Below are 10,985 nucleotides of genomic sequence, written 5' to 3'. Positions count from 1 at the left end.
TGTGGGTTCAGAGGTTGCTGGGAAGCTTGACTCTGAACCTTTTCCTTTCTGTTGATGTCTTACCGCATAATAATCGGCAAATACGAAAAAGAGAAGGCCTGAGTGCCTCCCCATGTAAGTTTGGAGCTGTTTTTCTTCTCCCGGATAGTCAACCCCAGGATTTCTTAGAGGCACCCCGAGACCCCATCTATTTTTAGATAGTCGAAAAAAGCTGCGGTTTTGCCCGCAGCTCAATTTACATTATTACGAATGTTTCTTAGGGATTTGTGCTTTCCGTCGCGTTTGTAGAAGAAGGCTGGGCAACGTAGGTGATGGTAAGTTTAGAGCCGTTGACGATCGTTGCGTTCTTTCCCGTATCGAGATCTGCATCGCCAAGCTTGACGCCGAAGGCTGCTCCATTTTCGAAACTGCAGGATACCGTTTCGCTGTTGGCGTCACAGAACTTCTGCATCGAGGCGAGATCCTTCATGTCGTCATGTGTCAGAGTAACCTGAGACGGAGCAGGTGTCGCTGTCGGGGCGGCGTTGCTGGTCGAAACGCCATCATAGATACGGTAGGCGATCCGGGCATTGAGACTCAGTGGACGGTCGCAGCCGTTGTTGTCGTCGCTGGTTCCGTAGCTGCAGGCGATTTCTGCAATCTGTCCAAAGGTTCCACCGCTCTTGCGGTTAGCAAAATCACCATATTCGCCGGCCTGAATATTGGCGCCATGGCTGTTGACATCATCCACCCAGGCTTTCAGTTTCAGGTAATCCTGGTCGATCCACTGCTGCGAATCTGTCTGCAGAATCGGCAGATACAGCGATGTCGTAACTTCCAGGACGGTACCGCTGTCAACAACAGTATTGGCAGCGATCGACTGGGAGAGAACCTGTCCTACCGGAGCTTCGTTGTAAATCGTGGTCGGTACGACGGTGATGCCGGTGTTGGCTTTCTGCCATGCATCGAACTGTTCGGCGCTGTAGCCGACAAGATTCGGAATTGTGATGCCCTTGCCTTTGGAAACGGTGAAGATAATCGTATCGCCCTGCTTCATCGTGCTTCCGGCGGCGATGGACTGGCTGATGACGGTATCAGCTGCCACCGTGTCAGAGTAGGTATCGACGCGCTGTGCCGTTACTTTGTTTGTTGTTGCCCAGGAAGAGGCTTCGGCATAGGTCTTGTTTACGAAGCTGGTAACCGTGACCTGACCGGCCGGGGCACTTCCCTTGGAGATGACGACGTTCAGCGTTGTGCCGCGGGTAAAGCCTGCTTCATCTCCGTTCTTGACTTCATAGGAGATGACATTGCCTTCTTCGACGGTGTCGCTGTACTGGGTTGTGGCTTTGTAATTGAGCAACAGATTTTCCTTTGCCCAGGAATCAATTTCATCCTTTGTCATCGAACGGATATCCGGGAAGGAAACGGCGACGTTTGGATCCGGGCCGTTCGAGAGGGTGAAGGTAATCGGCGTATCCTTCTTGATGCGGGTACCGGCTTCGACGGACTGTGCCATGATGTCACCTTTGGCAACCGTGTCGCTGTACTGTGGATCGGCCTGGGCGATCGAAGTCGTCGAGATCTGATACTGGCGGGCCCAGTTGGATACGGCTGTCAGCGTGTGGTCATATTCGGTGCCGTTGACAAAGTCAGGCATCACGATCTTCGGCACAAAGAAGAAATACACCAGCAGGACAACAACAGTTGCCGCAGCCGCAATGAGACCGATGAGGACGGGTTTGCGAATCTGCCGCTTCGGCTTATCGATCTTGACAAACGTCTCTTCGCCAAAGGAATCGGGCTCATCATCGTCTGCCGGTTCTTCTGCGGAAGGCTCTTCCTGCGGCTCTGCCGGTGCGGTGGGCTGTGGTTTTACTTCTTCCGTCTCTTTTATTTCTTCTTCTGGCTGCGGTTCCTCTTCCGGTTCAGGATCCTTCATTTCCGGCCTGTTTTTGGGTTTGAAATTGTCAATTCCATCGATATTTGTCCGCTCACCGCGCTTTTCAGCGGCAACCTGAGCGGCAAGTTCACTCATAAAGTCTTTCTTTGCCATGAGAACTCCTTACAAGCAGTATCTTACCATAGGGCAGAGATACCGGATTCTGAAGATTGCCTTAGGATTGGCGTCAGTACTGCAAGTTAAAGTGCTTCCAGAGAAGGATGATGATCAGGGCGTGAGCGGCGCCGCAGCAGACGTCGATAAAGCTGTGCTGCTTCACAACCATGACGGCGATACAGATGGAAAAGCACAGAATATTGAGGGCCGTCTTCTGTTTGCTGGAGCGGTGCTTGAAGTTGTCGGAGTGCTGCAGGGACCAGTCAATGAGCAGCGTCGTGCTGACGTGGATGCTCGGACATACGTTGTTCGGCGTATCGGAGCTTTCGATGAAGCGTGCGATCCAGGCGGAAAGAGTGTTTCCTTCGATCACAGCAGGGCGAAGATTGAGGCCGTTGGGCCAGATCATATAGATGATGAGGCTGCTGAACATGGCGCACAGTACGGGGATCAGCAGGTTCCAGAGATCCTTCCTGTTATGGTGCCAGTAAAACAGCCACATGGGACATACCATCAAAGGAAACCAGGAAATATAAGGGTAGACGGCCAGCGTATTGAACGGAATCAGATCGTCAATGGCACAATGAAGAATCGTATAGTGGCTGCGTGGATAGTTGTCCAAAAAAAAGAACCAGACGCTGTAGATCGTAAAGGCAATGATCATGAAACGCAGCGGGTTCTGATCAAACTTTTCTTTCAGCTTTAACATCATGGATCCTATTTTCGCACACTTTTATTGAAACGGAAACGGTGATTCCTATGCTATACTCATACATATTGGGGGGATATGTCCCTCTCGAAGGAGAACAGGAGAAAACTGTATGAGTGAGAAGAAGAATCCCTATGCTGGGACAAAGACAGAGAAGAATCTCTGGGAAGCGTTTGCAGGTGAGTCGCAGGCGCGCAACAAGTACACGTATTTCGCATCGGTAGCCAGAAAGGCTGGCTATGAGCAGATTGCGGCTCTGTTTGAGAAGACGGCTAATAATGAAAAGGAACATGCAAAGCTGTGGTTCAAGGCTCTTGGCGGCATTGGCACGGTAGAGGAAAACCTCAAGGCTGCGGCTGAAGGCGAGAACTACGAGTGGACCGATATGTATGATCGTATGGCCAAGGAAGCGGATGAGGAAGGCTTCCACGCACTTGCTGCGCAGTTCCGCGGCGTCGGCGCCATCGAGAAGACGCATGAGGAGCGCTATCGCAAGCTTCTTGCCAACGTTGAAGAGAAGCAGGTATTTGAGAAGAGCGGCGTCAAGGTCTGGGAGTGCCGCAATTGCGGACATATCGTTGTCGGTACGAAGGCTCCGGATGTCTGCCCGGTGTGCTTCCATCCGCAGTCTTACTTCGAAATCCGCGAAGAAAATTATTGATTCTGATTCATCGCTCCGCCCTTCGGCGGGGCTTTTTTTAGCTTTGTTGCATGAACAACCGTATCATTGACCGGGATCGTGTATTCTATCGGAGTGAAGATGGAGGTTTTAGCAATGACGAACGTGAACAGCCCCTGTACAGGTGAGGCGGGGCATCCGCTGCAGATTCTGATGCTTGAAAATGAGCAGCTGAAAAAGCGTCTTGATGCGCTGGAAGAGATGATCCGGCAGCAGTCAGACGCTGTCGGGATCAAGGAGATGCTGGAAGATTTTTCGCCGCTGCGCAGCCACGACGATAAGAAGGACGAGCTGGTCATTGTGAGACTGAAGAGAAACGGGATCGAAGGGCCATGGGATGATCTCTGGAATGAGGATGGTGAGCTGAGCCGGCGTCTGAGGACGCTGCGGATGACAGCGGACTCCGAAGTTCCTTCGGCATTTCGCAGCTTTACGCTGGATTTCGTGAAGCAGCTGCGTGAAATGATCCGGAAGGAAGAGACACTTCTGTACCCACGGGCGGAAGAGGCGCTTTCGCTTTCGGACTGGCAGTGTATTTATTCGGGTTTTCCAAAATTCGGTTACGCCTGGCTGAAGGATGTTCCGGTGTGGGCATATGCGGCAAAAGAAGAGAATCCGCTGTATGTGACGTGTCAGGATGGATCTCAAAACGATGCGGCAGAGATTCATCTTCCCTCGGGAACACTGACCTTGAAGCAGCTGGAAGGCATTCTTCGCACTCTGCCGATGGAGCTTACATTTATTGATGCCAATGAAGTAAACCGCTATTTCTCTGAGAATACGGAGCTGGTGCCCAGACCCCTGGGATCGCTTGGAGAAGAGGTTTATGATTGCCATCCGCAGCGGGTCAGAGAAATCGTCAGAAGTGTCATTGAAAAACTGAAAAGCGGGGAACAGGATATGATTTCCTTCCCTGCCGAAAAGCGCGGCAGAAAGGTGATGATTCAGTATCTTGCGGTGCGGGATCGGGATGGCGGCTATCTGGGGCTTCTTGAGACGGTGCAGGAAGTGGAGCAGCCGCGGATACGGTAGCTGTTTCTGAATCCCTGTCTGGCAGTTTTTTTTGCCATCTGTTTTCCTATTCTTTGGATAGACAAAGAAAGGCGGGAAAACAATCATGGCAAAGAAAGATATTTCAGATGCGGCTTTGACAGTCGTCACACTTCTTGAAAAAGGGGGATGCGTAGTGTGCGGCTGAGCGATGGTCTTTTTCCGGTGATCGGCACATCGTTCCGTTCTTTTTACCGCCGCTATGTGTTTTTGAACTATCGGGCGGCGGTCGGTGACTGCGGGATGGTGGCGTATGGCGTCATTGACCCTAAGGCAGGCATTTCCTTTGTGCCGGCGGCGTATGTGAGAACTGAGGGGACACATTTAAAAATGCGCAGAGCCATGGAAGATGATCCGGTTCTGCGCCTGACACATGTATTGGACAGAAAATGGAGAGAGACGGCCGATTTTCATCTGAATACGCCGTATTTTGATCTCTTTTCGCGGCTGGCGGATGATCGCTATGATTCAGAGGATCCGCAGCTGGAGAATACGCGCAGCTGTACGTGGCTGGATCCGGTACGCAATGAATCGTTTCCGGATGATCTGCGGGTGCAGCTCTGGAATGACATGCTGGCGCCAGCGGCAGTCTGGGTTCAGGCCCGACTGGTCAGCGGGCAGCAGGCCTATGGTACTCTGCTGGAGGAGCCGTTCTTCGATTTCGGAGTGCATCAGGGGCAGATGATTGATCTGCACATGGTGCGCCTGGCTGATGGCAGCCGGATCTGCGTCCACAAGAGCGATGCCGGAAATTACCGGGCAAGCTTTGCGATGAGGACCGTGAGCTGTTTATAGAGACGATCGAACGCGGCAAGATCGAGACGCTCGTTCGGGGTATGGAATTCTTCTTCAATGGAGCCGATGGAGATGATGTCGGAATCGGGATGAAGTCCTGCCCAGATGCCTGTTTCGTTGCCGCCATGGGATCCTTCGATGGTGCATGGATGTCCGTATAATTCCTGAATGGTTTCGTTGAAGGCTTCCCGGAGCGGGGAGTCTTTTTGATAGTTCCAGCCCGGGTAGCGGATGATCGTGGTTACGGAGCCGTTGACCAGCTCGGCCAGGGCGATGATGGCATCGAGAACCATATCCATGGCACTGTCCAGAAGGCCGCGGGTACGGAACCAGAGCCTGTAGTGCTCTTCACCTTCTTCAAGAAGTCCGATGTTGTTGGAAGTGGAAGGAATATGGAGAGGAATGTTGTACTGAACGACGCCATTGGGGATCAGGGAGATCAGATCGAGAAGAGGTTCGACGAAAGCATCGTCAAGGACGGTTTCCGCCGGCTCGCAAAGGCTGCTTTCCATCTGGATGGCAGGATCGCTGTCGAGATATTCGGTATGGATTTCTGAGGCAAAGGAATTCATGACACGAATGACGGCGTCACGATCATCTGTATTGAGAAGAATGAACGCATGGTCGGCAATGGAGTTGTCCGCTGCGCCGGCGGTGAAACTGCCGATTTCAAACGGAATGTTTTCTTTGCGGATCCGGTTGAGCAGACGCTCTGCCAGAACGATGGCATTGGCATGGTTATGATCGATCATGATGCCGGAATGGCCGCCGAGCAGACCATGGATCGTGATCTGGATGCCACTGTTGATCGTGCGCGCATGACGCTCGGCCGGAACCTGGACATACCCCTTGATTCCGCCGGCGGCACAGCACATGGATGATGTTTCTCCGCCGCCGTCGAGAGAGATGACACGGCGGGAAAGAATCTGTTCCGGCTTCATATGGAGGGCACCTTCCAGCCCGATCTCTTCCATGACGGTAAAGACACATTCCAGCGGTGGATGAACGAGACTGTCATCTTCCAGAATTGCCAACATGCACGCAACACCGACGCCGTCATCGGCGCCCAGCGTCGTCCCCTTTGCACGCAGCTGGCCCTGATCATCGACATAAAGCTGCAGCGGATCGGTTTCAAAGTTATGCGTGCTGTCCGGCGTCTTGGCAGGGACCATATCCATATGCGCCTGCAGCATGAGCCATGGCTGATCTTCGCAGCCTTTGGAGCCGGGCTTTCGGACTACTGTATTGCCCCAGCGGTCCTGGTGTACCTCAAGGTTATGATCTTCGGCAAACTTTTTGACATAGGCAGCGACTGCCTCTTCGTGGCGGGATGGATGCGGAATCCTGCACAGTTCATTGAAGTAATAGCACCAGCGTTTGGAAACATCGAATTCCATGCGTGAAATCCTCCTCTTTTCGTTTCTTATTATATAGAGAACAGATCAGGAACGGCCAGCTGCGCTGCCCCGTCTTTTTCTAAGGTTGATTACAAACTTTTTACATTTGTGTGCAGATTGTTCATTGAAGTTCGGATGCAGTGATATCATAATTTTTCATTATCTTTGGGGAGAAGAAAATGGGTTCTACTGTGTCGTTTGTGGTTCAGAGCGTTCTGCTTGGGGTTGGCCTGGCGATGGACGCATTTTCGGTTTCACTTGCCAACGGTATGAATGAGCCGCATATGAAGAAACGGCGGATGGCGGGGATCGCGGGTGTGTTCGGGATCTTTCAGTTTTTTATGCCGCTGATCGGATGGCTTGCGGTTCATACGGCGGTGGAATATCTGACGAGTTTTGAGCGGTTTGTACCGTGGATCGCCTTTGGTCTGCTTCTGTATATCGGTGGAAAGATGATCCTGGAAGGCTTGAATCCGAAGGAAGAAGAAAAAGAAGTCGAAGAGGAAACGGCGGTTGCCCGCGGAACTCTTCTGCTGCAGGGCGTTGCGACATCGATTGATGCGCTGTCAGTCGGCTTTACGGTTGCGTCCTACAATGCGTCTATGGCGGTGCTGTCATCGCTGATCATCGGTGTTGTTACGTTTGTCATCTGTGTCGGGGGCCTGGTGCTTGGCAGGTCGCTGGGTATGAAGCTGGCTGGCAAGGCGAGCGTGCTGGGTGGCGTGATTCTGGTAGGAATCGGGATCCGGATCCTTGCCGGAGGTATTTGACAGTTGAGCTGGTCAGAGGAAACTCTGGCTTTTTATATGGACAGAGAGTCATGGTATGGATACGATGTTATTGGCATATGCCAATAACCGAGGGGATGAATGCCCAGACCAGTACGTAAACGAACCATCTATCAGAAGCCGCGTTGCTGCCGGTTTGAGCCGGCAGATGCGTCTTCCGGAACAATTCAGCTGACACTTGATGAGCTGGAGGCTGTGCGTCTTGCGGATGATGCGCAGCTGGATCAGGCTGAATGTGCCGGACGCATGAATGTGAGTCGAAGCACATTTCAGAACATTCTTGGCGCGGCTCATCAGAAAATTGCCCAGGCGCTGGTGTATGGTAAGACGCTGTGCATTGGTGGAGGCAACGTTGTTCTGGAAGAGGATCCGGGATGCGGCTGCTGCGGCGGAAAGTCAGTAAACAGAACCGGTTCATTGGCAGATATGAAAGGAAAAGAGAAGATGAAGATTGCAGTTACGTTTGACCCGGCATCGGGCGAGATTTTCCAGCATTTTGGAAAGACAGAGTGGTTCAAGGTCTATGACATTGAAGACGGCAGAGTGGTTTCCAGCAATGTCGTGAGTACGAACGGGCAGGGACACGGTGCTCTTGCCGGTGTTCTGTCAGGCCGTGGGGCGGATGCGCTGATCTGCGGCGGCATCGGCATGGGTGCACAGAATGCGCTGAAGGCAATGGGAATCCGTTTCTTCGGCGGATGCAGCGGCGATGCGGACGGGGCAGTGAATGCGCTGCTGGCTGGAAATCTGCAGTATCAGGAAGATGCGGCATGTGATCATCATGGTGAGCACCATGATGGCGGCTGCGGGCATGATGGGGAATCGTGCTGCTGAGAAAGCGGTTCATAATGCATTGACGTATCCGCGGAAAATGCGGTATGTGCTATGATTACAGCGCGTTGCATTATGCGCTGTTTTTTGCGCCGATAGCTCACCTGGATAGAGCATTTGACTTCGAATCAAAAGGTAGCGGGTTCGACTCCTGCTCGGCGCACCATTGGTGGAAGGGGCGCGTTGGGCTGTTTCTTTCGCAAGGATGCCTTGGAAGGCTGGATGGAGAATAGAGATGAGTGATTTTGAGAAGCTGATTCATGATGCGGTAAAGGTTTCGGTAAAGAATGTGTTCGGCATCGATGCGGATGAGGCGGTGCTGAATGTGGAGACGCCGCGCGATCCGAAGATGGGTGACTATGCGACGGGTGCGGCGATGCGTCTTGCCCGTGTTCTGCACAAGGCGCCGATGGATATTGCGGCGCCGCTTGTAGAAGATCTGAAGAAGACGCTGCCGGAGGCGTCGGAGATTGAGGCTGTGCGTCCCGGTTTTATCAATTTCCGGATGTCGAAGAATGCGCTGTCATCGGTCATCAATACAGTTCTTGCGGCTGGTGATGACTGGGGAAAGAATGAATCCGGGAAGGGCGCCAACGTCCTTGTGGAATGGGTTTCGGCAAACCCGACGGGCCGTCTTCATTGCGGCCATGCGAGAAACGCTGCCTGGGGCGACAGCATCTGCCGCCTTTATGAGGCAAGCGGCTACAACTGTCTGCGTGAGTACTACGTCAATGATGCGGGCAACCAGATGGTCATGTTCGGCGAGTCGCTGATTTCGCGTTACTTCCGTCATTTTGGAAAGGAATATCCGCTTCCGGAGAATGGCTATCATGCGCAGGATGTCATTGACATTGCGGATGAGATTGCCGCAGCAGAAGGTGACAAGTGGCTCGATGCGGATCCCAAGGAGCGTCTTGAATACTTCAAGAAGGAAGGGGAGCGCCGCGAGCTTGCCAAGATCAAAGAGGATCTGGAACTGTTCGGGGTTACGTTTGAGTCCTGGATGCGTGAAACCTTCTTCTATGAAAATGATGCAAAGCGGATCAGGGACTGCCTGCAGATGATGAAGGACAAGGGCCTGACCTATGAGAAGGATGGTGCGCTCTGGTTCAAATCGACAGAGTACGGTGATGACAAGGACCGTGTCCTGCGCAAGAGCGATGGTACACTGGCGTATCTGACACCGGATATTGCGAACCATATGTATAAGGTGGAACGTGGCTATGAGAAGCTGATCGACCTCTGGGGCGCGGATCATCACAGCTATGTGACACGTATGCAGTGTGCTTTGAAGGCTTGCGGTCTGCCGGAAGGTACATTGACGGTTGACATCATCCAGATGGTACGGATGGTTGAAGACGGTGAAGAAGTCAAGATGAGCAAGCGTACGGGCAACGCCATTACGCTGCGTGAGCTGTGCGAGGATCTTGGCACGGATGCGGCGCGCTGGTTCTTCGTATCGAAGGATGTGGCGACGCAGATGGATCTGGATCTGAAGCTGGCCCGGACGAAGGATATGAACAATCCGGTGTTCTATGCCCAGTATGCCTACAGCCGTATGCATTCGATTCTGACCAGGGAAGGTACGCCGGAGTTTGCGCCGACGGATGATTACAGCGGACTGACGGATGCCAAGGAGCTGCGTCTGATGAAGCTGATCAGCGAGTTCCCGAAGGAAGTGGCAGACGATGCCCGTGACCGTAAGCCGAACAAGATGACGGAGTACATCATGGATTTTGTTAAGACGTACCACAGCTACTACAACAGTGTGCGTGTCCTGACGGATGATCCTGAACTTACCAACGAGCGTCTTGGTCTCACGAAGGCATGCATGGTTACTCTGAAAAATGCGCTGCATCTGGTCGGTGTCTCGGCACCGGAGAAGATGTAATCAGACCGGAATATCGGCAGCCGGATACCATTACATATTTCATAAAATGAAAAACGGCCGGGAAAACCCATGTGCTTCAGCATTGGAATGAAAGGCCACTGTTACCGTATAATTTAAGCGGAAAGGAGGTGAAGTCATGTATCTGACGCAGACAAACTACATTCGGCATCTGCCGAAGGACCAGTACGAAGCGATCCTTGAGATGTGCTCGTATGCCAACAATCTGTACAACGTTGGACTGTATCAGATCCGTCAGTATTTCTTTGCGACGAACAAGTATCTGCGGTATGAAGAGAACTACCATCTTTGCAAAGATAATGAAAATTACAAGCTGCTGCAGGCCGGCATTTCTCAGCAGATCCTGCGGACGTGCGATCATGCCTTCCGGTCTTTCTTTGCGCTGCTTAATAAGAAGAAGTCCGGCAGCTACGACAAGAAAGTGCGCATTCCCCACTACCGCACGAAAGGCGGAAAGTATCTGCTGGTGCTGTCAACGAACGCAATCAATATCAAGAACGGCAATTTGAGCGTTCCGATGAGTCGTACGTTCTCAAAGCAGCATCCGGATCTGGATTCCATACGTATTCCGGTACCTGAAAGAATTTCAGGCAGGCACATCGCGGAGGTACGCATCGTGCCCGTGCTGAGCGGCAAGGCACTGAAGATTCAGTACTGCTACGAGCAGGAAGAAGAGCCGCAGAATCTGAATGCGGAAAATGTATAAGCGAATGATGTCAGTCTCGATAATCGTGCGTCGCGTGTAACAACCACGGGGACGTCGTTCATCGTTGACGGACGTGAGATCAAATC

Annotated in this window: 10 protein-coding genes and 1 tRNA gene; 8 read left to right on the top strand and 3 right to left on the bottom strand. The window is 52.4% G+C overall.

Annotated features, from left to right (window positions below):
* Window positions 1–256: 256 nt before the first annotated feature.
* Together C1714_RS00410 and C1714_RS00405 are read right to left on the bottom strand one after the other, a co-directional pair.
* Window positions 257–2,032, bottom strand: coding sequence for a Stk1 family PASTA domain-containing Ser/Thr kinase (locus C1714_RS00410; protein ID WP_102341338.1), 1,776 nt, complete (start codon window positions 2,030–2,032; stop codon window positions 257–259).
* A 73-nt stretch (window positions 2,033–2,105) separates the two neighbouring features.
* Entirely contained in the window at window positions 2,106–2,744 is a 639-nt protein-coding gene (locus C1714_RS00405; RefSeq protein WP_167849872.1) for a phosphatase PAP2 family protein, read from the bottom strand.
* A 112-nt stretch (window positions 2,745–2,856) separates the two neighbouring features.
* Between C1714_RS00405 and rbr the strand changes: the two genes are divergently transcribed.
* From rbr to C1714_RS00390, 3 genes are all read left to right on the top strand, one after another.
* Window positions 2,857–3,405, top strand: a complete 549-nt coding sequence (gene rbr, locus C1714_RS00400) for a rubrerythrin (RefSeq protein WP_102341336.1) — start codon at window positions 2,857–2,859, stop codon at window positions 3,403–3,405.
* Window positions 3,406–3,519: 114 nt separating this feature from the next.
* Window positions 3,520–4,455 (top strand): PAS domain-containing protein, encoded by a 936-nt coding sequence (locus tag C1714_RS00395; protein WP_167849871.1) that lies wholly within the window; start codon window positions 3,520–3,522, stop codon window positions 4,453–4,455.
* A gap of 156 nt (window positions 4,456–4,611) precedes the next feature.
* Window positions 4,612–5,268 carry a hypothetical protein gene (locus C1714_RS00390; protein ID WP_102341334.1) on the top strand — a complete coding sequence of 219 codons (657 nt, stop codon included), beginning with the start codon at window positions 4,612–4,614 and terminating at the stop codon, window positions 5,266–5,268.
* Here C1714_RS00390 and pepD read toward each other — a convergent pair.
* Window positions 5,226–6,665, bottom strand: a complete 1,440-nt coding sequence (gene pepD, locus C1714_RS00385) for a beta-Ala-His dipeptidase (RefSeq protein ID WP_102341333.1) — start codon at window positions 6,663–6,665, stop codon at window positions 5,226–5,228. The genes C1714_RS00390 and pepD overlap by 43 nt on opposite strands.
* 179 nt (window positions 6,666–6,844) lie before the next feature.
* On the opposite strand from pepD, the gene C1714_RS00380 reads away from it, so the two are divergent.
* The 5 genes from C1714_RS00380 (at window position 6,845) to C1714_RS00360 (ending at window position 10,899) form a co-directional block, all read left to right on the top strand.
* Window positions 6,845–7,435, top strand: a complete 591-nt coding sequence (locus C1714_RS00380) for a manganese efflux pump MntP (RefSeq protein ID WP_102341332.1) — start codon at window positions 6,845–6,847, stop codon at window positions 7,433–7,435.
* A 99-nt stretch (window positions 7,436–7,534) separates the two neighbouring features.
* Window positions 7,535–8,287, top strand: coding sequence for a DUF134 domain-containing protein (locus C1714_RS00375; RefSeq protein WP_102341331.1), 753 nt, complete (start codon window positions 7,535–7,537; stop codon window positions 8,285–8,287).
* 86 nt (window positions 8,288–8,373) lie between these two features.
* Window positions 8,374–8,450: transfer RNA gene (locus tag C1714_RS00370), tRNA-Arg, on the top strand.
* A gap of 69 nt (window positions 8,451–8,519) precedes the next feature.
* Entirely contained in the window at window positions 8,520–10,175 is a 1,656-nt protein-coding gene (gene argS, locus C1714_RS00365) for an arginine--tRNA ligase (RefSeq protein ID WP_102341330.1), read from the top strand.
* 136 nt (window positions 10,176–10,311) lie between these two features.
* Window positions 10,312–10,899, top strand: a complete 588-nt coding sequence (locus C1714_RS00360) for a transposase (RefSeq protein ID WP_102341329.1) — start codon at window positions 10,312–10,314, stop codon at window positions 10,897–10,899.
* Window positions 10,900–10,985 lie beyond the last annotated feature (86 nt).

Source organism: Galactobacillus timonensis (genome assembly GCF_900240265.1).
Classification (GTDB): domain Bacteria; phylum Bacillota_I; class Bacilli_A; order Erysipelotrichales; family Erysipelotrichaceae; genus Bulleidia; species Bulleidia timonensis.
Note: the sequence above shows the minus strand (reverse complement) of the source record. Positions and strands in the feature narration are given on the sequence as shown.